Below are 25,452 nucleotides of genomic sequence, written 5' to 3' on the forward strand. Positions count from 1 at the left end.
CCTAGGCGACGCGGAAATCCCGGTCGTGCAGTCCAGTCGCGCTGCCGGGGATCGCCGGCCTGCGGTCGGAGATCTGGACGTTGCCGTCCTTGTCCGTCGCCCGCACCGTCACCGTGTGCGACCCGGGTGCGACTCCGGTGAAGACGAACCTCCACTGCCGCCACGTGTCGACGGTGAGCTCCTCACTGAGCTCGGCAGTGTTCCACTCGCCGTTGTCGATGCGCACCTGCACCTGTGCGATCCCGGAGTGCTGCGCCCACGCCATGCCCGCGGTGACGACGCGACCGTCCTGTGCCGCCACGGTCGACCCCGCCCGGGGCACGTCGACGCGGGAGGCCACGAGCACGGGTCCGTGGGTCGACCACCCGCGCGTCGTCCAGTACGCCTGCTTGTCGGCGAACCGTGTGACCTCGAGACTCGTCACCCATTTCGTCGCTGACACGAACCCGTAGAGCCCGGGCACGACGAGGCGGGCGGGAAACCCGTGGTCGCGCGGCAGGGGCGACCCGTTCATCCCCACGGCCAGCAGCGCGGCACGGTCGTCGGTGAGGACCTCGAGCGGCGTCGAGGCGGTGAAGCCGTCATCGGACCCCGACAGCACCATGTCGGCGCCTGCCTGCGGACCGGCCCGGGCGAGGAGTTCGCGGACCGGGTACCCCAGCCATTTCGCGTTCCCGATGAGGTCGCCGCCGACCTCGTTCGACACGCAGGTCAGCGTCACATAGTGCTCTTCGAGCGGGAGAGCGAGCAGCTCCTCCATCGTCACCGTGACCTCCCGGTCGACCATGCCGTGGATGCGCAGCGACCACGAATCCGCGGCGACCGCGGGCGGGACGAGGGCCGTGTCGATGCGGTAGAACTCCGCATTCGGGGTGACGATCGGGGCGAGGTCCTCGACGTCGAAGTCGGCACCGTCGGAGATCGGAGGCGCCGAGGCGGCCGGGCGGGGCAGGACGAGCCGGGTGACCGTGCCTGCCGCATTCCGTGCGAGCACCGCCGCGGACTGGCCGGCGGCGATGGCGGCGATGCCGAGAGCGCTCAGACCCGCAGCGATGCCGAAGAACATCCGCCGATCCGGACCGGCGGCGGTGGATGGGTCGACGGCGGGCGACGCCGGCTCGGACAGTCCGGTCCCGCCGGTGCCGACCCCGACGAGGTGTGTGTGCTCCGGCGCGGGTACGCCCGGGGCCGCCTCCGGAGCGCCGAGGCGCAGCAGCCCGAGGTAGACCGCGCACCCGAGGAGCACGCCGCCGAGCGCGGGAGCGACGTCGAGCAGCGTTCCGCCCGTCGTGACGAGCAGGACGATCGGGAGGACACCGAGGCCGGCGAGGAGGACGAGTGAGAGGCCGCGTCGGGTGCGCCCGAGCAGACCGATGAGGCCGCCGCCGCCGACGCCGACGGCAGCGATTGTGATGATGAGGGCGAGTTTGTCGTGCGTCCCGAACACCGCGATGGCGGCCTTGATGAGGACCGTCGGCATGAGCGGGATGAGCGTCTGCCCGAAGACGAGCAGCGGCGCCGAGGCGCCTCCGAGCACCCCGGCAAGGAACTCGGAGGCACCGAAGTAGACGAGGGCGGCGACCGCACCGGCGGCGGCGAAGACGAGCGTGCGGCGGCCGGCCATGGTCTAGGCCAGGTTCCGACGGAGGTCGACGGCGGCGGTGTGGAGACGCTCGAGCATCTCCTGCCCCTGTGCGGGCGGCAGGGCCTTCGCGGCGGCGATGCCGGTGTCGATGAGGACGACGACCTGGTCGGCGAGACTGTGGTCGCCGATGTCGGGCACCGGGCGGCCCGCCGAGCCGATCCGCGAGAACTCCGCGAGCGCCTCGGCGATGGTCTGCCTCCGCGTCCCCGCCGCGGACTCCCCGACCTGCGCGAGCTGGGTGGGGGTGAGTCCGATGATGCGGACACGCAGACGGCGGACCTCGGTGTCGAGGTCCGCCGTCGTGTCGTTCATGTCCTCATCCTACGCGCCGGATTCGGCGCGCAGGCCTCAGTTCCTGAAGTAGGAGAGGAGGCGCAGGATTTCGATGTAGAGCCAGACGAGCGTGGTCATGAGCGAGAACGCGCACAGCCACGAGAAGCGCTCGGGGATGCGCTGCTTGACGCCTTCCTCGATCATCTGGAAGTCCATGATCAAGGTCATCGCGGCGAGCACGGTCGCGACGATGCCGATGACGATGCCCAGCGGGATGCCGAAGACCTCGATCGATCGGGCGCCGCCGGTGCCGGTGAAGAGCGCGAAGCCGAAGTTGATGAGCGAGAATACCGCGTAACCGCCGACGGCGATGAGCATGAACTTCATCATCTTCGAGCCGTAGCGCACACCCTTGAACTTGAAGAGGGCGAGCATGACGCCGAAGACGGACAGCGTCGCGAGCACGGCCTGGAGGACGATGCCGTCCCACTGGGCTTCGAAGATCGCGGAGATGCCGCCGAGGAAGACGCCCTGGAAGGCGGCGTAGCCGATGATGAGGCCCTTGTTCGGTTCGCGCTTGAACGCGTTGACGAGACCGAGGACGAGGCCGATGAGCATCGCCGGGAAGGCGAGCACGGGCACGAACCATCCGAGGACGGCGCCGGCGAGGAGAATCGCGAAGAGGATGCCCGTCTTCATCATGACGTCGTCATACGTCATCGCCCGGTCGTCGACGGGACGACCGGTGTTGCGCTCCTGCGCTGCCGGCTGGTTGAACAGGTCGTTGAGCTGCTGGTCGGACATGACCGGCTGCTGGTTGCGTCCGGCTTGGACGCCTTCTCTGATGGTGCGGTCCATCATGGGGTTACTCACGGTCGAGTTCCTTTCGATCTGAGCAGTGGTCTCGCGGTCGTGCGAGTCGAACGTCGCGTCTCAGTCTAGCCGGGCCACCTGGACGACCACTGAGGACTGCGGGGTCCGGGGACAGAGCGTTGCATGATTGCAACACTTCTGCCTGCCCGGGTATTCCGCCGCCGGGGACGGGACCGGGCCGTCCCCGGCGTGCCCAGGCCAGCGGTGGACCGCCTCGGCGAGGTGGGGGCTCAGTTCATCGAGTAGTGCAGGGCCGCGCCGGGGCCCCACGGGATGCCGGTGAACCACCAGATGAAGAAGAGCAGACCCCAGAAGAGGAACATCGTGAACGAGAGCGGGATCGTGAACGACAGCAGCGTGCCGATGCCCGCGTCCTTCTTGTACCGCTGGATGAAGCCGAGGACGACGACGAAGTACGGCGACATCGGGGAGATGATGTTCGTCGTCGAATCGCCGATCCGGTAGAGCGCCTGCGTCGTCTCCGGGGAGATCGACAGGAGCATGAACATCGGCACGAGGACCGGGGCCATGAGCGTCCACAGACCCGACCCGGAGGTGAGGAAGAGCGCGCCGAGGGCGACGAGCAGCCAGCCGCCGAGCAGGATGACGAAAGTGCTCGTCTCGAGCGAGCCGAAGAGGTCCGCGCCTCGGATCGCGAGGATCTCGCCGAGGCTCGACATCTTGAACAGCGCGAGGAACTGGCTGGCGGCGAAGAAGAGGACGATGACGGGCACGAACGGCAGCAGCCCCTTGCCCATCATGTCGGGGATGTCGGAGATCTTCGTGATCGACCCGGTCGCGTACCCGTAGACGATGCCGACGATGAAGAAGCCGAAGCCGATGATCGCGGCGATGCCGGCCATGAGTCCGGATTCGGGGCCGAAGCCGCCGGCGTCGTCACGGAGGAACGAATCGGCGGGCAGGGCAAGGAGGAAGAGGACGACCGCGCAGACGACGATCGTGATGACGGCGAAGAGGACGCCGCGCTTCTCCTTGGCGTCGAGGGCCATCTTGACGTCGAAGACCTCCGGATCGTCCTCGTCGGGTTCGTCGAGGACCATCGCGTCGGCGCGCTTGGACAGGAGGAGTTCGGTGACGAGGGTGATGGCACCGGCGACGACGAACATCGAGACGAAGTTGAAGTAGAAGTTCGCGACGGGGCTGACGACGTAGTCGGGGTCGATGATCTGCGCCGCCGAGGTGGAGAGACCACCGAGGACGGTGTCCATCGCGTTGACCATCGGTGCCGCCGAGTACCCGCCGGAGGTCGCCGCGTAGGCGACGATGCAGCCGAGGAGCGGGTTGCGGCCCACGGCCCGGAACGCGAGCCCGCCGAGCGGGATCATGATCATGTACGAGGCGTCGGAGGCGATCGACGAGGCGGTGCCGGCGAGGGCGACGATGAAGGTGATCCACTTCGGCGAGGCCCCGGCGATCGTGCCGCGCAGCATCGCCGGGATGAGACCGGACTGTTCGGCCACGGCGACGCCGAGGAGGACGATGATGACGAGCCCGAGGGGCGGGAACGTCACGAAGTTCATCACGGCCCCGCCGACGATCTCCCGCAGGGATTCGGTCGTGAAGAGGTTCGTCACCGACACCGTCTCCCCCGTGGCCGGGTTGACGGCGCTGAGTCCGGTGGCCGAGAAGATCGCCGAGAGGATCATGACGATGACGGCGAGGGAGAGGAAGAGCCAGAAGGGATGCGGCAGCTTGTTGCCGGCCTTCTCGATGACGACGAGCACGCGCATCAGCCAGCTCAGTCGGTCGGGGTTCTGCGCCTGGGTGTCGGTGTCGGCTGTTCTCGTCGACATGGTGTCTCCTGGGTCGGGTCGGCGGTGCGCCGCCGGGCACCTCGGTGCTCTGCGGCCGACTGCGTCACCCGGCGGATCGTGTCATCCTGTGAGCGCAGTCACTGAGACAAGATACCAGGATTCGGCCGGCTGCCGGACCGGTCGCGATGAGGACTGCCCGTCATGTGACGTGCGGCAGGATGACCCGGCGATGGTGCGGCCGGACTGGATGCACAGATGCCGGCCACCCTGTCGGGGTGACCGGCATCTGTGCGGCAGGTCGCGTTCGGCGCGGGGACGGTCAGCGTTCGCTGTCTCCGCGGATGAAGGCTTCGACGGCCTCGTGCGCCGCGTCGTCGTTCTTCTGCTCCGGCGGGGACTTCATGAAGTACGAGGACGCGGAGATCAGGGCACCGCCGACACCGCGGTCGAGGCCGATCTTCGCGGCGCGCACAGCGTCGATGATGACGCCGGCGGAGTTCGGGGAGTCCCAGACCTCGAGCTTGTATTCGAGGGAGACGGGGGCGTCGCCGAAGTTGCGGCCCTCGAGTCGGACGAACGCCCACTTGCGGTCATCGAGCCATTCGACATAGTCGCTGGGGCCGATGTGGACGTCGCGGGCGGAGAGCTCGGCGTGGGTGTTCGAGGTCACAGCCTGGGTCTTCGAGATCTTCTTCGACTCGAGGCGCTGGCGTTCGAGCATGTTCTTGAAGTCCATGTTGCCGCCGACGTTGAGCTGGTAGGTCCGGTCGAGGACGACGCCGCGATCCTCGAAGAGCTTCGCCATGACGCGGTGGGTGATCGTCGCACCGATCTGGGACTTGATGTCGTCACCGACGATGGGGACCCCGGCGGCCCGGAACTTCTCGTCCCATTCCTTCGTCCCGGCGATGAACACGGGCAGGGCGTTGACGAAGGCGACCTTCGCGTCGATCGCGGCCTGCGCGTAGTACTCGGTGGCGTCCTGGGAACCGACGGGCAGGTAGCAGACGAGGACGTCGACCTCGGCGTCGCGCAGGGCCTGGGCGACGTCGACGGGGTCGGTGTCGGACTCGACGATCGTCTCGCGGTAGTACTGGCCGAGACCGTCGAGCGTGGGACCGCGCTGGACGGTCACACCGGTCGGGGGCACCTCGGCGATGGTGATCGTGTTGTTCTCACTCGCGGTGATCGCCTCGGCGATGTCCGTGCCGACCTTCTTGCCGTCGACGTCGAACGCGGCGACGAATTCGAGATCACCGACGTGGTAGTCGCCGAACTCCACGTGCATGAGTCCGGGAACCTTCGTGCCGGGGGCAGCATCCCGGTAGTACTCAACACCCTGGATCAGCGACGACGCACAGTTGCCGAGACCGGCGATGGCGACTCGAATCTTCTTCGTTCCCACGAACTCTCCTTCTGTCCTCTCGGGTCTCCCCGCAGTCCGGGCTGCTGCGCGTGCGCGCGAACCCGAATATCCATCTTAGTGATCACGTCAAAACCGCGGAGCACCCGTCCGCGCCCGGGCCTCGTCAGCTGACGACGAGCGGTTCGAGCACGAGGTCGGGGTGGTTCTTCTCCACTCCCTGCAGGCGCCAGCGGTCGGAGAACAGCGCGAGCAGCTCGCCGTCGGAGCGGCTGAGCACCTCGACATTGCGTTCCCTGGCCAGGGTCGGCACGCACTCGGGAGTCGTCCGCCGGGCGAGGGAGAAGTTGAGGCGTTCGAGCGAGCACGGGGCGTTGAACTCGTTGTTCATCCGGTCCTCGGCGACTTCGAACTGCATCGGACCGACGGCCCCGAGGACCGGTGCCTGGTCCCCGCGCAGGTCAGAGCGCAGCACCTGGATGACTCCTTCGTGGTCGAGCTGTTCGATGCCGCGCCGGAACTGCTTGTACTTCGAGGAGTCCTTGGCGCGGATGACCATGAAGTGCTCGGGCGAGAACGTCGGGATGCCGGGGAACTCGACCTTCTTGTCGAGGTAGAGCGAATCGCCGACGCGCAGCGCGCTGGCGTTGACGAGGCCGACGACATCACCGGGGAACGCTTCATCGACGACGTCGCGGTCACGACCGAAGACCTGCTGCGCGTACTTCGTCGCGAACGGCTTGCCGGTGGCTGAGTGCGTGAGCACGCTGCCGCGTTCGAACACGCCCGAGCAGACCCGGATGTAGGCGAGACGGTCGCGGTGGTTGGAGTCCATCCCGGCCTGCACCTTGAAGACGAACCCGGAGAAGGGGGCGTCGACGTCCCGGGGGTTGTCGTCCTTGTCCTCGCGCGCCTCGGCGGCCGGGGCGAGGTCGACGAGCATGTCGAGGAGCTTGTGGATGCCGAAGTTGAGCACCGCCGAGGCGAACATCACCGGCGTCGACCTGCCGGCGAGGAACGTCGCCTGGTCGTGGTTCTGGTCCTCCATGTCGAGGAGCTCGGATTCGTCGACCGCCGTCGTCCACGCATCGCCTTCGAGCTCGGCGGCGGCCTCTGCCGACAGGGTCTCCTCCCCGGCGATCGTCGCGCCGCCGTCGGTGCGCGTGTACTTCGTGTACTCGCCGGTGACGCGGTCGAGGACGCCGCGGAAGTCACCGGAATGGCCGACCGGCCAGGTCATCGGCGTCGGCAGGAGGCCGGTGCGCTCGTGCACCTCGTCCATGAGGGCGAGCGGGTCGAGGCCCGGGCGGTCCCATTTGTTGACGACGGTGATGATCGGGATGTTGCGGTGGGCGCAGACTTCGAAGAGCTTCATCGTCTGCGACTCGAGGCCCTTCGCGGCGTCGATGAGCATGACCGCGCAGTCGACGGCGGAGAGCACGCGGTAGGTGTCCTCGGAGAAGTCCGCGTGGCCGGGGGTGTCGACGAGGTTGAAGACCGCGTCGCGGTACTCGAACTGGAGGGCGGCCGAGGAGATCGAGATCCCGCGGTCCTGCTCCATCTGCATCCAGTCGGAGACGGTCGCGCGGCGGCCCGCCTTGCCGTGGGTGGCTCCGGCCTGACCGATCGCCTTCGCGTGGAGGGCGAGCGCCTCGGTGGTCGTCGATTTGCCGGCGTCCGGGTGTGAGATCACCGCGAAGGTGCGGCGACGCGCCGCCTGCGTGCGGATCTCTTTGTCAGAATATTGGCCAGAAGTCACCAAAATATCCTACCGCCGATCGGGCTGGGAGTCCCTGTCCGATCAGTCACAGTCGACCGCGATCCCAGGCTCCTTTCGGAGAGTCCGCTTAGGCTGAGTGGCGATGACTGAGGAATACGTTGACTATGCCGGCCGGTCGGAGCCGAAGGAGCGGTGGCTGAAAGCCTCCCCGCTCATCATCGCCGGCGTCCTCGGGGTCCCGCTGCTCGCGCTGGCGGTGCTCTTCTCCCTGTCGATCGCGCAGATCGCGAAGTACATGTTCGATCTCGGCACCACGGGGTGGGACACCGTCGGAATCGTCTTCCTCAGCCTCTCGGGTGCCCTCTGCGTGCTGCTGTGGATCGCGTTCCTCTTCATCGGTTCGCGCCGCCGCACGTGGCGCTGGCGGATCTCCTGGGCGGCTGCGGCGCTGCTCGTCGCCGCGGCACTGCCCCTGTGGTGGCTGTTCGCCGGGTTCTTCAGCGGCAACCCCGCCCCGATGTAGGTCCGGGACCTCGCCGCAGCACGACACACACCCCGTGCCCGCGGAGTATATGCGACTCCACGTGCGGGATGGGTCGAGGGCACCGAGGCGATACCGGCGGCCCGCTACAGGAGGGCCAGGGCCTTCGCGATGCGCTTCTCAGAGACCGGCTGCGGAGTGCCCAACCCGTTCGCGTAGAGGCTGACACGCAGCTCCTCGAGCTGGACGAGCACCGCGCGCCACTCACTCGGCACCGCGACCAGCCAGCGGTCCCACGACTCGGATCCCAGTCCCGGGAAACGGGCCGCGAGCTTCTTCGCCACCGCCTCGGCGCTGCCGGTCACCCGATCCATGAGCTGACGGTCGCGCATCGGTGAGTCCTGCATGGCGCCGATGCGGACCTTCTCCGCCTCGACCCACCGCGGCAGAGCGCTCACCATCGCCGGTGTCATCGCCGCGATCGCCGCCGCACTGACCCGTGATCCGGTCCAGGCCTGGACATCGGCGAGATTGGCGAGGATCGTCAGCGACGACGCCGACGACATGAGCTTCTCGAGCTCGGTGGCGCGGCGCAGCGCCGTGACGACCGCAGGCAGCAGCGTCGCCGTCACCTCGGTGATCTGCGCATTCACCGCAGTCCGAAGCTGCGAGAAGGCCGCCTCATCGCCGACCCACGACGTCTCGGCAGGTCCGAGCTCGGACTCGACGATGCCGCGCACGCCGGCGCGCACGATGGCGGCGAGCAGCTCATCGGAGCGCTTCTGATGCCCCGCGAGGACGAGCTTCTCCTCCGTCGTCAGCCCCTCGCGCAGATACTTCAGCGCCTCACCCGCACCGAGGCCGAGCAGGGTGATGACCGCCTCCCGACTGGCCAACCGCGCCTGCACCGCGGTGTCGAAGGCGACGAGGTCGACGCTCTCGCCCTGATCGGCGAGCCCGGGCACGACACCGGCTTCGGCAGTGTCCGGATCGGCCAGCTGCCCGACGCTCCACGAGGTCAGTCCCCGCTTCTCGGTGAATGCCGAAGCCTTCACGCGTGCCTTCTTCACCTGCGGCTTCGCACTCTTCGTCAGGACGCTGAGATCCTCACCGAGGCCGACGGTCCTCGTCCCGTCGACGAGGCGGAAGCGGATGCGCAGATGCGCGGGAATCCGCTCCCGATCGAAGTCGTCGGCCGACACGGTGATCGGGACGAGGTCCTGGAGGCCGCCGCCGCCCGCACGGTCACTGAGGTGGGCGGCGAGCACCTCGGGAAGACTTCCCTGATACGGGGTGAGGGCGGGCAGGATCTCCCGCGCCACATCCGGGGCGGGAACGAAGTAGCGCCGCTTGTTCTTCGGCAGCGACCGGATGTAGGCGGCGACGAGCTCCTCCCGCAGACCCGGCACCTGCCAGCTGAACTCGTCGGGATCGACGAGCGGGACGGCGGCTGCCGGGATCTCGACGGTGACCCCGTCCTCCGTCGATCCGGGGTCGAACGAGTAGCGCAGCTTCGCCGCCGTCCCTTCGGCGAGCTCCCATTCCATGGGATAGTCCTCCGCCACCGAGGCGGTCAGCGACTCGCTGTCGTCGCTGAGCAGCACCGCGGTCGTGAGGTCGAGCAGGTGCGGATCGCGCCGCTTCTGCCCCTTCCACCACGACCGGAGGTCCGCCGCCGAGGTGACGGTGGCGGGGATCCTGGCATCGTAGAAGTCGAAGAGGGCGTCGTCCTGGTCGAGGACCCGACGGTTCCGGGTCCGTGAGGCGAGTTCCTCGGCCTCCTCGACGACGGCGGCATTGTGGTCGAGGAAGCCGAAGCGCTCCCGCCAGTCACCGTCGATGAGGCCGTTGCGGATGAGCATGTCCCTGGCCGCGGCCGCATCGATCGTGCCGTAGCCGACCCGTCTGTCGCTGGCAAGCGTGACGCCGAAGAGCGCGATCTTCTCGTGCACCATCGCCGCCCCCGCCGTCCGCGACCAGTGCGGTTCCGAATGCTGCCGGGTCACGAGGTCGCCGGCGGCGTCGATGACCCAGTCGGGGTCGATCGCCGCCACCGTGCGCGCCCACAGCCGCGAGGTCTCGACGAGCTCGGCGGCCATGACGAAGTCGGGGTTGACCTTGAACAGTCCCGATCCGGGGAAGATCGCGAACCGCGTGCCGCGCGCCCCCTGGTAGTCCTTGTGTTTCTCCGAGCGCGACCCGATCATCGACAGCAGCCCGGTGAGCAGCGCGCGGTGGATCGCCACGGCCCGCGGGTCGAGCTTCATCGCCGCGGCGTCGGCTCCGCGGCCCGGGTCGACTCCCCCGCGGGCCTTCTTCGCCTGCTTCTTCGCCGCCGTGAGTTCGGCGAATCCGATCCGGTTCTCTGACGATGACCTCGCCGAGGCGACCGCCCCCTGCCCGCGGCCCTGACCACGGCGGTTCGCCTCCTGGTGTCCGCCGCCGTCGCGTCCGGCACGGCTGCCGCGGTCATCGTCCCCGCCGGCAGCCGCCTCGGCGTCGCCCTGACGCCAGGTCGGACGGTCGACCCGGATGCCCGCGGACCCGAGCAGGGAGCGGAGCTGGCCGACGAGGTCCTGCCATTCGCGGATCCGGACGAAGTTGAGGAACTCGGCCTTCATCTGCCGGCGGAACTTCGACGACGACATCGACGCCTGCGCGTCCTCGAGGTAGTTCCACAGGTTGAGGTAGGAGAGGAAGTCGCTGCCGCGGTGGACGAACCGGGCGTGCTTCTCATCGGCGGCGGCCCGCACCTCGGTGGGGCGCTCGCGCGGATCCTGGATCGACAGGGCCGCGACGATGACGAGGACCTCTCCCCCGACCCCGGCCTCCGCACCGGCGATGACCATCCGCGCGAGCCTCGGGTCGATGGGGAGGACGGAGAGCTTCCTCCCGGTCGGGGTCACCGTGATGGCGCCCGACCGGTCACTCGTCAGCGCCCCGAGTTCGGCGAGGAGCGTGCGCCCGTCACGGACCGCCTTGGCGTCGGGCGGGGTGAGGAACGGGAAGCCGAGGATCTCCTCGTCGGACGAGGCGAACCCGAGGTCGGCCATCTGGAGGATGACGCTGGCTAAGTTGGTCCGCAGGATCTCAGGGTCGGTGAACTCCGGCCGCGACTCGAAATCGGCCTCCGAGTAGAGACGGATCGTGATGCCCTCGCTCGTCCGCCCGGAGCGGCCCTTGCGCTGGTTCGCGCTGGCCTGCGAGATCCGCTCGATCGGCAGCCGCTGGACGCGGGTCCGGTTGGAGTAGCGGGAGATGCGGGCGGTGCCGACGTCGATGACGTACTTGATGCCCGGTACCGTCAGAGAGGTCTCGGCGACGTTCGTGGCGAGGACGATGCGGGGACGCGAATGCGGGCGGAAGACCTTCTGCTGCTCACCGGCCGAGAGCCGGGCGAAGAGCGGGATGACCTCCCACTGGCGCATCCTCGGGTTCTTCCGCACGTGCGCCTCGAGGGCGTCGGCGGTGTCGCGGATCTCGCGCTCTCCGGAGAGGAACACGAGGATGTCTCCCGGCTCTTCGGCGCCCAGCTCATCGACCGCGGCGATGATGCCGTCGATCTGGTCCTCGACCCCGGTCTCGTAGTCCCCGGATTCGCCGGGGCCATCGACGTCATCGTCGGCGGTGTCGTCGGTCAGCGGCCGGTAGCGGACCTCGACCGGATACGTCCGGCCTTCGACCTCGATGATCGGGGCGTCGTCGAAGTGCTTCGAGAAGGATTCGGGGTCGATCGTCGCCGAGGTGATGATGATCTTGAGATCGGGCCGCTGCCGGCGCACCTCTTTGAGGTAGCCGAGGAGGAAGTCGATGTTGAGGCTGCGTTCGTGCGCCTCGTCGATGATGATGACCTCGTAGTCACGCAGCAGCTTGTCGCGGGAGAGCTCGGAGAGGAGGATGCCGTCGGTCATCACCTTGATCCGGGTCTCGTCGGCGACCTGCGCGGTGAACCGCACCTGATAGCCGACGGTGCCCCCGAGGTCCTCGCCCAGTTCTTCGGCGATGCGTTCGGCCACGGTGCGCGCGGCAATGCGCCGCGGCTGGGTGTGGCCGATCATGCCCTCGATTCCGAGGCCGAGGTCGAGGCAGATCTTCGGCAGCTGCGTCGTCTTGCCCGACCCGGTCTCACCGGCGATGATGACGACCTGGTTGTCGCGGATCGCCGCGGCGATCTCGTCCTTCGCGGCGCTGACCGGCAGTTCTTCCGGGTACGTCACCGCCACGGGGTGGGCGGCCCGCGCCTCCCGCAGGCGGGCACGGCGCTCACGGTGCTCGGCCCCGGTCATCCCCCGGCGGCCGCGGCGCTTCGCCGAACCGCCTCGGCGGGATCCTCTTCCGCCGCGGGACCGCTCGCCGGGAGTGTGCTCATCGGCCGGGCGCTCGCCGGGAGTGCGCTCATCGGTCCGGCGCTCGTCGGTCCGGGAGGTGTTCTGCTGCTCGGGTGCTGCCGAGTTCTCGTCTGCCATCTCACCTCCCAGCTTATCGTCCGCCGGTCCTCCCCCAGCGCAGCCGGTGATCGACCGGGCCGGCCGCGTCAGCGCCGCCGCACCTCACAACCGCATCTCAGCTCCACAGCGGGGAGAGGGCATCGATGAGCTGCTGGACGCCGAGGATGAGGAAGAGAAGCGCGGTGATCCCGAGCGCGAGGTTCGTGTGCCACCGGTTCGCCCATTCCTTCGGCACGCGCTTGCCGTTGAGGAGACCGAGGAGGGTGAGGGCGAGGAACGGCATGAACAGCGCCCCGAGCACGCCGTAGGTGAGAACGAGCCCGATCGGCCGGTCGAGGAGGAAGAGGATCATCGGCGGGAACGTCAGCCACAGGAGGTAGAACTTGAAGTACTTGCCGCCGGTCAGCGTGTCCGGGTGCCCCGCGGGCTTCTTGCGCATGTGGCCCCAGAAGTCGGCGAACATCAGCGAGACGCCGTTCCACACTCCGATGATCGAGGAGAACGACGCCGCCCAGAATCCGATGAGGAAGCCGACGCCGACGACGTCGCCGTAGCGGGCCTTGAGGACATCGGTGAGGTCGAGGAGTCCCTCATCTCCGGCGGAGAGGGCGACACCGGCGGAGCGGACCACCTCGGCGCCGACGATGAGCATCGCGATGACGAAGATGCCGGTCATGACGTAGGCCATCGTGTTGTCGATGCGCATCACGCGCATCCACTTCGGCGTGATCCACCCTTTCTCCCGCAGCCAGTACCCGTAGGCGGCCAGGGTGATCGTGCCGCCGACGCCACCGGCGAGCGCGAGCGTGTAGACGACCCCGCCGTCGGGGATGAGCGGGATGAGGCCGCGCAGCATCTCCGGCACATTGGGCACGGCGATGACGGCGAGGCCGACGACGGTGACGAACATGATCCCGACGAGGACCGCGGTGATCCTCTCGAACACCGTGTACCTGCCCAGCCACACCATCGTGAAGCCGGCGAGCCCCATGAGGACGGCCCACACCGTCAGCGGCACCATGGGGAAGAGCGCGGCCAGCGGCAGGGCCGCCGAGCTCATCGCCGTCGCACCGTAGACGAAGCCCCAGATGATGATGTAGGGGCCGAAGTACCAGGTCGTCCACCGGCCCAGTGACCGCCAGCCCTCGAAGATCGTCTTGCCGGTGGCCAGGGTGTAGCGTCCGGCGCCTTCGACGAGGATGATCTTGAGGAGGACGCCGACGATGACGGCCCACAGCAGCGCATAGCCGTACCGACTGCCGGCGACGAGCGTAGCGACCATGTCGGCGGCGCCGACACCGGTGGCGGCAACGACGAGGCCCGGGCCGATGACCTTCCACTTCGGTCTGCCCTCGGCCTCACCGACGGTGCCGTGACCGGAGTCCTGCGGCGGTGCTGGCGGTTGGCTCGATCCGTCGGTCATACGTCTCCTTCGTCGTCTCCGGCGCTGCCGACACGAACGTCACCGGTTCGGTCGGCAGGGTCTGCGTTCATGCTACGACAGCCCGCGCACTCCTCCGCACGCCGCCTCACAGGATGGGACACAGGTGCAGAGACTTCAGGTGACGGATCAGAAGAGAGCGGGTTGCATCACCGCCCTCCGCGATCTCCTCGGCACTGCGGTCGGCGGTGCCGGCGCAGACCGTCGGGCGGGGGCAGCGGCGAGCTCGAGTTCGATCCACCGGCAGATGACGGCGACGACCTCGGACTGCTCGGCGGCGGTGAGCGCATGTCCGGCGGTGATGCCGTGGGTGGACTGCAGACAGGTGCGGCAGCACGTCGCCGTGGCGTGCTGGGCGAGGAATACGGGGTGGCCCTTCCACGGGGTCTGCTTGCCGTCGCGCGGCGGGTTGCGCGGGGCCAGGCGGGCGGCGATGAAGTCCTCTGCGTGCCGCTTCATCGTGTCCATGTCGCGTGCGGCGATGTAGTCGACTTCGGAGTCGCGGAGGTGGAAGCGCGAGCGGAATGGCGTGCGGGTGATGCGCCCGATCCGCTCGTCCAACTGCTGGTTGTCCGTCATGTGGGGAGCGTATCCGGCGCCACTGACACAGAACGGTGACCACCGCCTGCGACCGCCGACGGTGGTCACCGGCGAATCACAGTGTGAACGGTGACGGCCCGGCAGCGCGGCGCGCATGTATTCTCAAAGACGTGGCACACGACGACACGCGCAGCAGGCTCGCCCAGCGGATGTTCCCCGATGGGGAGGACCCCGACCCGCGGTTCACGCTCGCGAACGAGCGGACGTTCCTCTCCTGGATCCGCACGTCGCTGGCGTTCATCGGCGGCGGCATCGCCGTCGAGGCGTTCACCGGGGCGATCTTCTCCCCCGGGCTGCGCGCGACGCTGTCGATCGTGCTCATGGCCATCGGATTCGTCCTCGCCGCCGGCGCCGCGTTCCGCTGGTTCCGCATCGAGTCGGCGATGCGGCGCAAGGAGTCGCTGCCGCTGCCGCTCATCATCCCCATCGTCAGTCTCGCCTCGGCGCTCGGTGCCGGTCTCCTCGTCCTCGTCTTCTCCGGGGTGCTGTGACCCCGTCGAAGTCCACGCGGTATATGCCGCACGAGGATCCGGGTCTGCAGCCGGAGCGGACGACCCAGTCGTGGCTGCGGACGAGCCTGACGATGACCGTCGTCAGCCTCCTCTTCATCCGCTGGATCACGATCTTCCCCGTCGTCTCCGTCTCCGTCTTCGTCCTCTGCCTCGGACTCGCCATCGCGGCGATCGCCATGCAGGCCGACCGCTATCGCATCGGTGCCGGATCGATCCGCGCCGAACGCGGTCAGCCGACACCGTGGGCGGTCATCTCCATCACCGTCTCCGTCTGTCTCATCGCCGCCCTCGGCATCGCCTCGGTGATCGAGCTGACCTTCGGCTGAGGGATCCCGGTTCGCCTCCATTCGGTCGCGGCGATCCGGACCTCTCCGCTCCGCCGACCTCCTCCGCCGCTCCGACCTCGACGTTCCTCGTCGTGAGACCGCCGTCCCGAGTCAGGACGGGCCTCCCTAGACTGGGGGCATGAAGGATGCCCAGGAAGTCTCCACTGCCCCACTCGTCGGCCTCGGCCTCATCGGCGGGTTCCTCACCGCCCGCGAGACCGGGATCCGCCCCCTCGGCGGGGTCGTCCTCGCCGCCGCCGGCGCGTATGCCGCGCGCACGTGGTACGTCAAGCGCGGCTGGCCCACGGCGACTGCCCTCAGCCTCGCCTACCTCGGCGGGTTCGGCCTCTCGCAGCCCCTGGCGAAGAAGATCGGGGCCTGGCCTGCCGTCTTCACCGTGACCGCCGCGAGTGCCGCAGCCGCCCACTTCGCCGTCGATGCGGCCCCGGCGAAGGACTGACCCGACGACTCACCGAAACGAGGATCACCGGTAGCCCATGCTGGCCGTATTCGAAGGCTTCGCCGTCATCGCGGGGGTCATCCTCGTCGGGTTCCTCCTCGGGCGCTCCGGAGTCCTCGGGCCCAGCGGACAGCAGGTCATTGCGAAGCTCGTCTTCTACGCGGGCACCCCGACGCTGCTCTACGTCACGGTCTCCCAGACCGACCTCGGGCTGATCTTCAACACGGCGCTGCTCGCCACCGGCGGGTCGGCGATCATCGTCGGGTTCCTCCTCTTCGCCCTGACCCGCTGGGTGCGCAAGCGCAGCACCGGCGAGGCGATGTTCTCCGCGTGGGCGGTCAGCTACGTCAACATCGGCAACCTCGGGATCCCGATCGCCGCCTACGTCCTCCACGACGTCGGCTATGTCGCGCCCGTCCTGCTCTTCCAGCTCATCGTCCTCGCCCCGATCGGCATGACCGTCCTCGACGGAGCGGGCAAGAAGAAACACGACACCCATTGGTACTCGACGATCCTCCAGGTCGCGAAGAACCCGATCCTGCTCGGGGCGGCGGCAGGCGTGGCCGCCTCGGCGACGGGCTTCGAGCTTCCGCGATTCGTCTTCGAGCCGATCGACATGATCGGGGCGACGGCGGTGCCCGGTGCGCTGCTCGCGTTCGGCATCTCGCTCAAGGACGGGTGGGCGCTGCCGGTCAAGGGCACGCGTTCGCAGCTGAGCTACATCACCGTCGGCAAACTCGTCGCCCAGCCGGTCATCGCGTGGGCGATCGGCGGACCCCTGCTGGGCTATACGGGCATCGACCTGTTCGCCATCGTCGTCACCTCTGCCCTGCCGACCGCGCAGAACGTCTACATCTACGCGATGCAGTACCGCCAGTCCGAGGCGCTCATGCGCGACGCCGTCTTCATCACCACGGTTCTTGCCGTGCCGGCCCTCGTCATCGTCGCCGCCCTCCTCGGGTGAAGCGCGCCCTCCTCGGGTGAGGGCCGGCCGCCTCGGCGATATCGGGGTCCGTGGCGTGTCCTCCCGGGCTCGGCGCACCCTGTCACTGACAATGGGAGCGTGGCTGGAGACGAGAAGAACGAGACCGAAGACCTCCTGAGCAGGCGCATGAGCTCAGGGTCGACGAGTGCTGCCGATAAGTCCTCGGCACCGCTCGAGGCCGCGAACGACCCGTCGACCGACACCGAGGCGTTCGATCCGATCAAGGATCCCATCCTCAAGGAGGAGCCCCGCCCGTCGACCGGTCCGGTGCGTGTGGCACCCGCGCACTCGAATGCGCCGCAGGAGACCGCCCGCACCCGCGAGGTCCCCGCCAACGGTGCGGCCGCGACGGCCCCGGGGAGCGCTTCCCGCCCCTCGGTGATGAGCGAGGAGGACTGGGCGGCGGTGACGAAGGCCGCGACGTCAACCGACACCCACGAACCGGAGTACCCCGAACGCCGCCGGAACCCCCTCGACATCATCGGCACGATCTGGATCGCCCTGTCCGTGCCGTTCATGCTCCTCGCGCTCTCCGTGCGCGCGATCGCCTCGGGGATGTTCCTCAAGTTCGAGTACTTCCGCCCCGGCTTCCCGGCCGATCAGTTCGGCTTCGGCTCCGCCGACCGCGAGCACTACGGCACGTACGTCATCGACTACCTTCACAACCTCGACTCTCGCCGCTACCTCGCCGATGTCGTCATGCCCAACGGCGAACCCGTCTTCATCTCCTCCGAGCTCGACCACATGGCCGACGTCAAAGGCCTCATCTCCCTCCTCTACCTCATCGCGATCGTCGGCTTCATCGGCACGGTCCTCTTCTCCCTCTACCTCTCGCGCAGGAACGGGATGGGCATGCGCATCGGGTTCCGCCTCGGCGCGATCTTCAGCTTCATCGCGATGGCCGGCCTCGCCGTCGTCGCGCTGCTGGGCTGGGAGAGCTTCTTCCGCGGTTTCCACCGCGTCTTCTTCGCCGACGGGACGTGGGAGTTCTACGCCGACGACTCCCTCATCCGCCTCTTCCCGCCCCAGTTCTGGGTGGACGCGGGCATCGGCGCGGGCGGGATCTTCCTCCTCCTCACCATCATCCTCTTCCTCTTCAGCTTCGCCGGTCACAAGAAGCGCAAGGCCGCGAAGAAGGCCCAGCGCGAGTCCGCCGACCGCATCTGATTCAGCGGCTCTGCGCGCACGCGCTCCACGGTTCCGGCCGGGTGGTCTTTCCCCTTCCACCCGGCCGCGCACTTTCTCCTCCTCCCCACCTCGCCGAGGCGGCTGATCCGCGCCGTTCCGCATCGCGCCGTGGGCATCAGGTGTGAGTCCCCGGCGAACCTCCCCTCCCGCTTGCACGGGCGGTCTGGTCTGAGTAACGTCGATGACAAGGCACCATGCCTGAAACCCGGCACCGATCGAAGGAGCCTCGACCATGGCGAATGATACCGATCAGCTGACGTTCCAGAACCCCGTCACCCGCTATCCCAGCATCACCCCTCCCCGGCAGGACCAGCCCGAGCCCGGCCTCGATCGCGACCTCGAACCCCAGACCGATCGCGGTGAGGACTCGTATCGCGGAACGGGTCGGCTCGAGGGACGCAGAGCTCTCATCACGGGAGGCGACTCCGGCCTCGGGGCGGCGATCGCGATCGCCTTCGCCCGCGAGGGGGCTGATGTCGCGCTCAACTACCTGTCCGAGGAGCAGCCTGACGCCGACGAGGTCAAGCGCGTCATCGAGGCGACCGGACGCGCGGTCCACCTCTTCCCCGGCGATCTCACCGACCCGCAGTTCTGCGCGCACCTCGTCAGAGACGCCGCCGACGCCCTCGGCGGGCTTGATGCCGTTGTCAACAACGCAGGCCGGCAGATCTCCGTCGAGGCGATCGCCGATCTCACCGACGAGCAGTGGGCGAAGACGTTCCAGACGAACATCGCTGCGATCTTCCACATCAGCAAGGCCTCCGCCGAGGTGCTGGCCCCGGGATCGACGATCGTCAACACCACCTCGGTGCAGGCGTACAGCCCCTCGGCCCACCTCCTCGACTATGCATCGACGAAGGCCGCGATCAACAACTTCTCGAAAGGCCTCGCCCAGCAGCTCGCACCCCGCGGCATCCGGGTCAACGCCGTCGCTCCGGGACCGTTCTGGACCCCGCTGCAGGTCTCCGACGGACAGCCGAAGGACGCGCTGCCCGAGTTCGGCAAGGACACCGCTCTCGGGCGGGCCGGTCAGCCCACCGAGGTGGCGCCCGCCTACGTGTTCCTCACGTCCCCGGAGTCGAGCTACGTCGTCGGTGAGACCCTCAACGTCAACGGCGGCCAGCCGACCCCGTGACCGCCGAGGCACCCTGGACCCCAGCGGTGAGCACCGCGCTCACCGCACCTCTGCAGAAAGGACATGCTCATGAGCTCCGAGACCACCCCGCCCGATGAGACCTCAAGCCCCGACAAGAGCTCGGAGCCTGCGGCTGCGGTGACGAAGGCACCGCAGGTGTCGACCGACGAGGACGGCAACACCGTGCGCGGCAGCGCAGCGGGCACCGACGGCACGACGGGCGAGCACCGCGCCGACGCACCTGACAGCACGGCCGATGACGACGGCCTCGTCGACGTCGATGAGGTCCTCACCGGCGAATCCTCCGACGACGGACCTCCTGAGATGCCCGCCTGAGAACGACACCGGCCCCCGTGCAGCGCACGGGGGCCGACTGTGCTCAGTCGTCGACGGCGTCGCGACCGCGGCGGACGATGAGCGGATCCGGTTCGTAGACGATCGAGGTGTCCTTGCCCGCGTAGTCGAACTGGTTGAGGAAGTAGCGCATCGCGTTGAGGCGGGCGCGCTTCTTGTCATTGCTCTTGATCGTGATCCACGGGGCGTGGTCGGTGTCCGTGCGGCGGAAGGTCTCCTCCTTCGCGAACGTGTAGTCGTCCCAGCGTCCCAGTGATTCGAGGTCCATCGGCGAGAGCTTCCACCGCCGGACCGGATCGATCTGGCGGATCGCGAAGCGGGTGCGCTGCTCGCGCTGGGTGACGGAGAACCAGAACTTCGTGACGTGGACGCCGGAGTCGATGAGCATCTTCTCGAACACGGGAGCCTGCTCCATGAACCGCTCGTACTCGTCGTCTGTGCAGAAGTCCATGACGCGTTCGACATTGGCCCGGTTGTACCACGACCGGTCGAACATGACGATCTCGCCGTTCGTCGGCAGATGGCTGATGTAGCGCTGGAAGTACCACTGCCCGGCCTCCCGGTCGGAGGGCTTGTTGAGGGCGACGACGCGGGCCGCACGCGGGTTGAGGTGTTCAGTGAAGCGCTTGATCGTCCCGCCCTTGCCGGCGGCGTCGCGGCCTTCGAAGACGATGACGTGCTTCGCTCCAGTGTCCTGGCCCCAGTACTGGAACTTCAGCAGTTCGACCTGGAGCCGGTACTTCTCGAGTTCGTATTCCTCCCGGTTCATCAGCTCCGGATACGGGTAGCCCTCGCGCCACGTCTCGACCGCCCGTCCCATCGGGTCGATGAGCTGCGGGTCGGTCGTGTGGCTGTCGGCGACCGTGTAGCCTTCGACCCTGAGCTTGTCGATGTACTCACGCAGGTTCTCGTTCGGGAGGATGGACACGAAGACTCCTTCACTGCTCAGCTGCCGGTGTGGGGGAAGGTGTCGTGACCCGGTCACGACCCCGGCGTCTCGGACGGTACTGGTGCGAGGTGAACATCAGGTTATGCGATCGACGTCGTGTTTCGGAACCAGGGCCGCGCCGATCAGCGGTGCGGCGGCGACGATGACGAAGGCCCACGGGTACCCGAAGGCGGTGATGAGCGCCCCGAGTCCGGGTCCGACGAGCGCCGAGACCGCGAACTGCCCCGTGTTCTGCGCCCCGAGCGCTTTCCCCGACCAGCGCGGCCCCGCGGCCTCGGCCACCGAGGCGAAGGCGAGTCCGTTGTCGGCCACCGATACCGTCGAGGCGAGGACGAAGACGAGCGCGGCGACGAGGGGCAGCGGGGTGAGCGAGATGAGGGCGACGGCGAGAGTGAGGACGCAGGCGGCGACGGCGACGAGGCGGATGAGCGCGACCCGAGAGCCGAGGGCGTCGGAGGCGGCGCCGATGATGAGGCGACCGAGCGCGCCGATGATCTGCGCGGCCGCGACGATCCCGCCGGCGACCGCGGCAGGCACTCCCTGGTTGGCGATGAGCCAGATGAGCCCGTAGGTCGAGAACGCGAACTGCGGGACGACGAGGAGGGCGGAGACCGTGTGGATGCGCCAGAGGAACCCGTCGGAGCGATAGGGATTCATCGCCGAGGCGGTGCCTGGGTCTCCGTGCTCCGGTGCGCTGGGTGGACGGGCCGCCTCGGCGCGGGGAGGGTTCCGGACGAGGACGACGGTGACGATCGTCAGCACCGCGGTGACGGCGGCGGTGAACCAGAGGTAGGCCGTGATGCCGCCGGCCGCGGCGAGCGGCGGGACGGCGAGGGCGGCGACGCTCGTGCCCAAGGGCTGTGACATCTGGCGGATGCCCATGGCGAGGCCGCGCCGATGCCGGGGAAACCAGCCGATGACGACGCGTCCGCTCGCCGAGTTCACCGAGGCCGCCGCGGCCCCGGCGAGGGCAACGGTGACGATGAGCCAGGCCGGCGACGCGGAGAGCGGGACGGCCGCGGCGGAAGCGAGCGCGGTGAGTCCGAGACCGAGCGTCATCGCGAGCCGCTCACCGAACCGGTCGGCGAACGCACCCCAGGCGATGAGCGTGAGGATGAGTCCGAAGCTCGGGGCGACCCCGACGGTCCCGGCGCGCGTGAGCGAGTAGCCGAGCTCGGTGTGGAGGTACGGGATGAGGAATGCGGGACCGGTGATCGCCACGGTCGCCGCCATCTGTGCGAGCACTCCGACGACGAGGATGACCCAGGCCTGTCGGCTGGGCGCGGGCATCGTCATGGGGTGAGGCTAGTCCCTGGTCAGCGCGGACGCGGCCGTGTCTCAGATCGCGGCCCCAGGCGGGGACGATATAGTGATGCTGGCGATGAGCACGCTGCCGGCGCAGGGCCACTGCGGGCACGGCGCCGTCACCCCCTGTAGCCCAATCGGCAGAGGCAGTCGACTTAAAATCGATTCAGTCTGGGTTCGAGTCCCAGTGGGGGGACCGTGTCGCCGGAGACCGCGAAGTCCGGCATGATCGTCCTATGACTTCAGCGCTCATCATCCCCGGCACTCCCCCGCAGGCCGTCACCGGCCTCGACGACCCGATGACGGTCGCCGCCCCCGGACCGGCCGTGCTCTTCGATGACCGCATACCGGCAGGTCGGCTCGACCCGCATGCCGGACGCCCGTCCGGGTCCGCGGCGGATCCGGAAGCGACAGCTCCCGAGGCGACAGCGCCAGCACCCACCGTGTCCGTTCCGGAGCGCCCGCTGGCCTACCGTGAGGCCGGCCGGGACTGGCACGTCATCGGCTACGAGGCCGCCGACCATTGGGAGAACCTCTCCCCCGCACTTCGGACCCGGCTCCTCGCCGATCGCACCGCGCCCCTCGACGTCGACGAGTTCAAGGCGATGACGAACGGCGCGAGCGCGTCGATGATCACGAACAACTGGGTCCGCTCCGGCCACCCCCGGCAGTACCGGATCGCCGGTGAGCTGCGGGATCTCGCCGAGGTGCTCGCCCGCATCGCCGACACCTGAGCCGGCGCGCCCCCTCAGCTCAGGAGCGCCGTCTCAGCGGCCACCTCGGCGGCCTCCCGGTTGTGCTCGATCCGTGCGACGTTGAGCTCGGCCCAGCGGCGCAGCGCCGCGACGGGTTCGAGCAGGGAGCGACCGAGGTCGGTGAGGCGGTACTCGACGCGCGGGGGAACCTCGGCGAAGGCCTCCCGCGCGATGAGCCCGTCAGCGACGAGGGATCGCAGCGTCGAGGTGAGCACCTTCGGGGTGATGCCGCCGACGGCGAGCCGGATCTCGTTGAAGCGGCGCGGCCCCGCCTCGAGGGTCTCGATGATGAGCACCGTCCATTTGTCGCCGATGCGGTCGAGGACGATGCGCGTCGGACAGTCGGGGTCGAACGCGTCGCCTTCCCAGTCGAACATTGTGCGAGAACTCCAATAGTATCTTTGAGGTACCTTCTATCCTCAGTATATCGTCACAGCATCAGGCACCGCACACCACGGAAGGACTCATCATGAGAATCGCACTCTTCGGCGCATCGGGAATGGTCGGCTCGCGCGTGGCGGCCGAAGCCGCCGGCCGCGGACTCGAGGTCACGGCGATCACCCGCACGGGCACCGACGTCCCCGGAGTCGCCCACAACCTCACCGGCGACATGGCCGATGCCGCCCTCGACGCGCAGGTCGCCGCCGACCACGACGTCATCATCTCCGCCACCGGCCCCAGCCGCACCGGCGGCGACCACGGCGAATGGCTGCAGGCGCTGCAGATCCTCGCTGAGGCGAGCGGCGACACCCCGCTCTATGTCGTCGGCGGAGCCGGTTCCCTGCTCGTCGACGGCGAGACGATGCTCAAGGACACTCCCGGATTCCCCTCCGTCTACAAGGCCGAGGCGGAGACGGGCACCCGCGCCCTCGAGTTGCTCCGGGCGGGCGACTACTCACCGTGGACGATGCTCTCCCCCGCCCCGGAGATCGCCCCGGGCGAACGCACCGGTTACTACGCCGTGGGAACCGACGCACCCGCCGGTGAGCGGATCTCCGCCGAGGACTTCGCCGTCGCCCTCATCGACGACGTCGAGGACCCGCAGCATGTCGACGCCCGCTTCACCGTCGCGAACTCCGAGGTCAACTGACCTCTGACCGTCGGCTGAGCGAATAGTCCTGTGAGGAGATCGCGCCGTTGGTGCACACGACGCCGCGGTCCAAGGCCCCCGGAGCCGTCCTCGCCTGGTCGCAGTCGGTCTCCTTCGTCCCCTGATAGACCGCGAGGCCGGTCATCGACCCGGGAGCAGTCCCGCAGTGGCCCTCTGGGAGGGAGTCCTCCTCGACGAGCGTCTCGTCGTCGGTGGGGGCAGGGTCACCGGCCTCCGTCGCCGAGGTGGGGCTCGACTGCGGTCGCGCCGACACCTGTCAACGACGACGCCCCGGGAGTGCGGTCGCACTCCCGGGGCGTCGGTCTCGTCTGCGGACTCTATCCGTCAGACGTGGTCAGCATCAGGCCTTGACGGGCTCTTCCTTCTTGGGAACCGGCTTCGACTCCGCAGCCTCGACGAAGCTCTTGCGGGGCACGTCGAGGTCGACGAGCTCCGTGGTGTCGCGGCCGAGGACGAAGTTGAGGATCCAGTTGCCGAAGACCTTGACCTTGCGGTCGATGCTCGGGATCGCGTAGCCGTGGTAGGCGCGGTGCATGAGCCACGCAAGGAGACCGCGGGCTTCGAAGTCGCCCATCTGCGAGACGCCCTTGTAGAGGCCGAGACCGGCGACCGATCCGATGGTCTTGTGGAAGTACTGCTTGAACTCGGTCTCTCCGCGCAGGGCGGCGAGCACGTTGGCGGCGAGCACGGGCGCCTGACGCACGGCATGCTGGGCGTTGGGCACGCAGTAGCCGCCCACACCGCCACCGGAGAGATCGGGCACCGCGGCATTGTCACCAGCGGCCCACGCGCCCTCGACGACGCCGTCTTCGCCTTCGACGCGGAGGTCGGCGCGCACAGTCACGCGGCCGCGCTCGTCGATCGGCAGGTCGGAGTCGATGAGGACCGGGTTGGCCTTGACGCCGGCCGACCACACGATGGTGTCGGCGTCGAACTCCTCGCCGTTCGAGAGCTTGACGCGCTTGTCGGTGCAGTCCTGGAGGAACGTCTCGAGGTAGACGTCGATGCCGCGCTCGCGCAGGTGCTCGACGACCCAGCGGGCCTGCGCCTCGCCGACCTCGGGCATGACGCGGCCGAGGGCCTCGACGAGGACGAAGCGGACGTCGGCCTCGGTGAGGGTCTCGTACTGCGCGATCGCGGAGCGCACGACGTCCTCGAGCTCGGCGAGGAGCTCGATGCCGGCGAACCCGCCGCCGACGAAGACGAAGGTGAGAGCTTTGCGACGCTCGTCGTCGTCCTCCATGAGGGCGGCGTCGGCGAGGCGGGAGAGGAGGTGATCGCGCAGGGCGACGGCTTCCTCGATCCGCTTGAGGCCGATCGCGTTCTCCTTGAGGCCGGGGATCGGCAGAGTGCGGGCGACGGAGCCGGCAGCCATGACGATGTGGTCGTAGTCGAGTTCGAACGGCTCATCGTTCTCAGGTTCGACGACGACGAACTTGTCGGCGTGATTGATCGACGTGACCTTGCCGGTGATGACCTCGGCGCCGGGCAGATTGCGGCGCAGCGGCACGACGGCATGACGCGGCTCGATCGAGCCGGCAGCCACCTCGGGGAGGAACGGCTGGTACGTCATGTACGGGTTGGGGTCGATGACGGTCACGGTGGCTTCACCGCGGCCGAGATTCTTCAGCAGATTCTGGGCCGTGACGAGACCGAGGTATCCGCCGCCGACGACGAGGATGCGTGGACGCAGTTTCGAGTTTCTGATGAGAGCCATGACCCCATCCTAGGCCCTTGTGAAAACTTTCACTAA

General features: G+C 68.4%; 24 protein-coding genes and 1 tRNA gene. 11 read left to right on the plus strand and 14 right to left on the minus strand.

The genetic code is table 11. The annotated features are described in order from the left end of the window. Nucleotide 1: 1 nt before the first annotated feature. The 6 genes from FFS20_RS01880 to FFS20_RS01905 form a co-directional block, all read right to left on the minus strand. Nucleotides 2–1,624: a molybdopterin-dependent oxidoreductase gene (locus FFS20_RS01880; RefSeq protein ID WP_137824243.1), complete on the minus strand. Its 1,623-nt coding sequence runs from the start codon at nucleotides 1,622–1,624 to the stop codon at nucleotides 2–4. A gap of 3 nt (nucleotides 1,625–1,627) precedes the next feature. Then, nucleotides 1,628–1,957 (minus strand): hypothetical protein, encoded by a 330-nt coding sequence (locus FFS20_RS01885; RefSeq protein WP_137824244.1) that lies wholly within the window; start codon nucleotides 1,955–1,957, stop codon nucleotides 1,628–1,630. A gap of 36 nt (nucleotides 1,958–1,993) precedes the next feature. Next, nucleotides 1,994–2,779: a Bax inhibitor-1/YccA family protein gene (locus FFS20_RS01890; RefSeq protein WP_137824279.1), complete on the minus strand. Its 786-nt coding sequence runs from the start codon at nucleotides 2,777–2,779 to the stop codon at nucleotides 1,994–1,996. Nucleotides 2,780–3,021: 242 nt separating this feature from the next. Continuing rightward, the gene (locus FFS20_RS01895) at nucleotides 3,022–4,605 is read right to left on the minus strand and encodes an AbgT family transporter (protein ID WP_137824245.1); all 1,584 of its coding nucleotides are present in this window, start codon (nucleotides 4,603–4,605) and stop codon (nucleotides 3,022–3,024) included. Nucleotides 4,606–4,885: 280 nt separating this feature from the next. Next, a complete protein-coding gene (locus FFS20_RS01900) occupies nucleotides 4,886–5,971 on the minus strand; it encodes an inositol-3-phosphate synthase (protein ID WP_137824246.1) in 1,086 nt (361 codons plus the stop codon). Between the two features lie 124 nt (nucleotides 5,972–6,095). Then, nucleotides 6,096–7,688, minus strand: a complete 1,593-nt coding sequence (locus tag FFS20_RS01905) for a peptide chain release factor 3 (RefSeq protein WP_137824247.1) — start codon at nucleotides 7,686–7,688, stop codon at nucleotides 6,096–6,098. Between the two features lie 103 nt (nucleotides 7,689–7,791). Between FFS20_RS01905 and FFS20_RS01910 the strand changes: the two genes are divergently transcribed. Then, a complete protein-coding gene (locus FFS20_RS01910) occupies nucleotides 7,792–8,172 on the plus strand; it encodes a hypothetical protein (protein WP_137824248.1) in 381 nt (126 codons plus the stop codon). A 104-nt stretch (nucleotides 8,173–8,276) separates the two neighbouring features. Here FFS20_RS01910 and hrpA read toward each other — a convergent pair whose 3' ends face one another. The 3 genes from hrpA to FFS20_RS01925 form a co-directional block, all read right to left on the minus strand. After that, the gene (hrpA, locus tag FFS20_RS01915; RefSeq protein ID WP_137824249.1) at nucleotides 8,277–12,596 is read right to left on the minus strand and encodes an ATP-dependent RNA helicase HrpA; all 4,320 of its coding nucleotides are present in this window, start codon (nucleotides 12,594–12,596) and stop codon (nucleotides 8,277–8,279) included. Nucleotides 12,597–12,693: 97 nt separating this feature from the next. Then, nucleotides 12,694–14,001, minus strand: a complete 1,308-nt coding sequence (locus FFS20_RS01920; protein ID WP_137824250.1) for an Nramp family divalent metal transporter — start codon at nucleotides 13,999–14,001, stop codon at nucleotides 12,694–12,696. A gap of 147 nt (nucleotides 14,002–14,148) precedes the next feature. After that, on the minus strand, nucleotides 14,149–14,598 hold the full coding sequence (locus tag FFS20_RS01925; RefSeq protein WP_137824251.1) for a DUF4186 domain-containing protein: 450 nt from the start codon (nucleotides 14,596–14,598) through the stop codon (nucleotides 14,149–14,151). Nucleotides 14,599–14,729: 131 nt separating this feature from the next. Here FFS20_RS01925 and FFS20_RS01930 point away from each other — a divergent pair, with 131 nt between their 5' ends. The 7 genes from FFS20_RS01930 to FFS20_RS01960 all read left to right on the plus strand — a co-directional run bounded on the left by FFS20_RS01930 (nucleotide 14,730) and on the right by FFS20_RS01960 (nucleotide 19,561). Further along, nucleotides 14,730–15,110 carry a DUF202 domain-containing protein gene (locus FFS20_RS01930; RefSeq protein WP_137824252.1) on the plus strand — a complete coding sequence of 127 codons (381 nt, stop codon included), beginning with the start codon at nucleotides 14,730–14,732 and terminating at the stop codon, nucleotides 15,108–15,110. 23 nt (nucleotides 15,111–15,133) lie between these two features. Continuing rightward, nucleotides 15,134–15,457 carry a DUF202 domain-containing protein gene (locus tag FFS20_RS01935; RefSeq protein WP_137824253.1) on the plus strand — a complete coding sequence of 108 codons (324 nt, stop codon included), beginning with the start codon at nucleotides 15,134–15,136 and terminating at the stop codon, nucleotides 15,455–15,457. Between the two features lie 139 nt (nucleotides 15,458–15,596). After that, nucleotides 15,597–15,917 carry a hypothetical protein gene (locus FFS20_RS01940; protein ID WP_137824254.1) on the plus strand — a complete coding sequence of 107 codons (321 nt, stop codon included), beginning with the start codon at nucleotides 15,597–15,599 and terminating at the stop codon, nucleotides 15,915–15,917. A 37-nt stretch (nucleotides 15,918–15,954) separates the two neighbouring features. Further along, nucleotides 15,955–16,881: an AEC family transporter gene (locus FFS20_RS01945; RefSeq protein ID WP_137824255.1), complete on the plus strand. Its 927-nt coding sequence runs from the start codon at nucleotides 15,955–15,957 to the stop codon at nucleotides 16,879–16,881. 99 nt (nucleotides 16,882–16,980) lie between these two features. After that, complete coding sequence (locus FFS20_RS01950; RefSeq protein ID WP_249356416.1) at nucleotides 16,981–18,069, plus strand: TIGR01906 family membrane protein; 1,089 nt, start codon at nucleotides 16,981–16,983, stop codon at nucleotides 18,067–18,069. Nucleotides 18,070–18,322: 253 nt separating this feature from the next. Continuing rightward, nucleotides 18,323–19,225, plus strand: coding sequence for an SDR family oxidoreductase (locus FFS20_RS01955; protein ID WP_137824256.1), 903 nt, complete (start codon nucleotides 18,323–18,325; stop codon nucleotides 19,223–19,225). A 69-nt stretch (nucleotides 19,226–19,294) separates the two neighbouring features. Continuing rightward, complete coding sequence (locus FFS20_RS01960) at nucleotides 19,295–19,561, plus strand: hypothetical protein (RefSeq protein WP_137824257.1); 267 nt, start codon at nucleotides 19,295–19,297, stop codon at nucleotides 19,559–19,561. Between the two features lie 43 nt (nucleotides 19,562–19,604). On the opposite strand, the gene ppk2 is transcribed toward FFS20_RS01960, so the two are convergent. Next, a complete protein-coding gene (gene ppk2 / locus FFS20_RS01965; RefSeq protein WP_137824258.1) occupies nucleotides 19,605–20,507 on the minus strand; it encodes a polyphosphate kinase 2 in 903 nt (300 codons plus the stop codon). 96 nt (nucleotides 20,508–20,603) lie between these two features. Beyond that, the gene (locus FFS20_RS01970) at nucleotides 20,604–21,824 is read right to left on the minus strand and encodes an MFS transporter (RefSeq protein WP_137824259.1); all 1,221 of its coding nucleotides are present in this window, start codon (nucleotides 21,822–21,824) and stop codon (nucleotides 20,604–20,606) included. Between the two features lie 131 nt (nucleotides 21,825–21,955). On the opposite strand from FFS20_RS01970, the gene FFS20_RS01975 reads away from it, so the two are divergent. Further along, nucleotides 21,956–22,029 (plus strand) — tRNA-Leu (locus FFS20_RS01975). A gap of 40 nt (nucleotides 22,030–22,069) precedes the next feature. Continuing rightward, nucleotides 22,070–22,567: a hypothetical protein gene (locus FFS20_RS01980; RefSeq protein WP_137824260.1), complete on the plus strand. Its 498-nt coding sequence runs from the start codon at nucleotides 22,070–22,072 to the stop codon at nucleotides 22,565–22,567. Nucleotides 22,568–22,581: 14 nt separating this feature from the next. On the opposite strand, the gene FFS20_RS01985 is transcribed toward FFS20_RS01980, so the two are convergent. Beyond that, nucleotides 22,582–22,965: a helix-turn-helix domain-containing protein gene (locus FFS20_RS01985; protein ID WP_137824261.1), complete on the minus strand. Its 384-nt coding sequence runs from the start codon at nucleotides 22,963–22,965 to the stop codon at nucleotides 22,582–22,584. A gap of 92 nt (nucleotides 22,966–23,057) precedes the next feature. Between FFS20_RS01985 and FFS20_RS01990 the strand changes: the two genes are divergently transcribed. Next, a complete protein-coding gene (locus FFS20_RS01990; RefSeq protein ID WP_137824262.1) occupies nucleotides 23,058–23,678 on the plus strand; it encodes an NAD(P)H-binding protein in 621 nt (206 codons plus the stop codon). Here the strand turns inward: FFS20_RS01990 and FFS20_RS01995 are convergent. Beyond that, nucleotides 23,671–23,952 carry a hypothetical protein gene (locus FFS20_RS01995; protein ID WP_137824263.1) on the minus strand — a complete coding sequence of 94 codons (282 nt, stop codon included), beginning with the start codon at nucleotides 23,950–23,952 and terminating at the stop codon, nucleotides 23,671–23,673. The genes FFS20_RS01990 and FFS20_RS01995 overlap by 8 nt on opposite strands. An 87-nt stretch (nucleotides 23,953–24,039) precedes the next feature. After that, nucleotides 24,040–25,416 carry an NAD(P)/FAD-dependent oxidoreductase gene (locus FFS20_RS02000; protein ID WP_137824264.1) on the minus strand — a complete coding sequence of 459 codons (1,377 nt, stop codon included), beginning with the start codon at nucleotides 25,414–25,416 and terminating at the stop codon, nucleotides 24,040–24,042. Between the last annotated feature and the right edge of the window lie 36 nt (nucleotides 25,417–25,452).

It is taken from the genome of Brevibacterium sp. 2SA (assembly GCF_005502845.1).
Classification (GTDB): Bacteria; Actinomycetota; Actinomycetes; order Actinomycetales; family Brevibacteriaceae; genus Brevibacterium.

Bases quoted from the DNA above. Each gene is read 5' to 3' on its own strand.
- FFS20_RS01880 (WP_137824243.1), bottom strand. From the start codon at position 1,624: ATGGCCGGCCGCCGCACGCTCGTCTTCGCCGCCGCCGGTGCGGTCGCC.
- FFS20_RS01885 (WP_137824244.1), bottom strand. From the start codon at position 1,957: ATGAACGACACGACGGCGGACCTCGACACCGAGGTCCGCCGTCTGCGT.
- FFS20_RS01890 (WP_137824279.1), bottom strand. From the start codon at position 2,779: ATGATGGACCGCACCATCAGAGAAGGCGTCCAAGCCGGACGCAACCAG.
- FFS20_RS01895 (WP_137824245.1), bottom strand. From the start codon at position 4,605: ATGTCGACGAGAACAGCCGACACCGACACCCAGGCGCAGAACCCCGAC.
- FFS20_RS01910 (WP_137824248.1), top strand. From the start codon at position 7,792: ATGACTGAGGAATACGTTGACTATGCCGGCCGGTCGGAGCCGAAGGAG.
- hrpA (WP_137824249.1), bottom strand. From the start codon at position 12,596: ATGGCAGACGAGAACTCGGCAGCACCCGAGCAGCAGAACACCTCCCGG.
- FFS20_RS01920 (WP_137824250.1), bottom strand. From the start codon at position 14,001: ATGACCGACGGATCGAGCCAACCGCCAGCACCGCCGCAGGACTCCGGT.
- FFS20_RS01925 (WP_137824251.1), bottom strand. From the start codon at position 14,598: ATGACGGACAACCAGCAGTTGGACGAGCGGATCGGGCGCATCACCCGC.
- FFS20_RS01935 (WP_137824253.1), top strand. From the start codon at position 15,134: ATGCCGCACGAGGATCCGGGTCTGCAGCCGGAGCGGACGACCCAGTCG.
- FFS20_RS01940 (WP_137824254.1), top strand. From the start codon at position 15,597: ATGAAGGATGCCCAGGAAGTCTCCACTGCCCCACTCGTCGGCCTCGGC.
- FFS20_RS01945 (WP_137824255.1), top strand. From the start codon at position 15,955: ATGCTGGCCGTATTCGAAGGCTTCGCCGTCATCGCGGGGGTCATCCTC.
- FFS20_RS01955 (WP_137824256.1), top strand. From the start codon at position 18,323: ATGGCGAATGATACCGATCAGCTGACGTTCCAGAACCCCGTCACCCGC.
- FFS20_RS01960 (WP_137824257.1), top strand. From the start codon at position 19,295: ATGAGCTCCGAGACCACCCCGCCCGATGAGACCTCAAGCCCCGACAAG.
- FFS20_RS01970 (WP_137824259.1), bottom strand. From the start codon at position 21,824: ATGACGATGCCCGCGCCCAGCCGACAGGCCTGGGTCATCCTCGTCGTC.
- FFS20_RS01980 (WP_137824260.1), top strand. From the start codon at position 22,070: ATGACTTCAGCGCTCATCATCCCCGGCACTCCCCCGCAGGCCGTCACC.
- FFS20_RS01985 (WP_137824261.1), bottom strand. From the start codon at position 22,965: ATGTTCGACTGGGAAGGCGACGCGTTCGACCCCGACTGTCCGACGCGC.
- FFS20_RS01990 (WP_137824262.1), top strand. From the start codon at position 23,058: ATGAGAATCGCACTCTTCGGCGCATCGGGAATGGTCGGCTCGCGCGTG.
- FFS20_RS02000 (WP_137824264.1), bottom strand. From the start codon at position 25,416: ATGGCTCTCATCAGAAACTCGAAACTGCGTCCACGCATCCTCGTCGTC.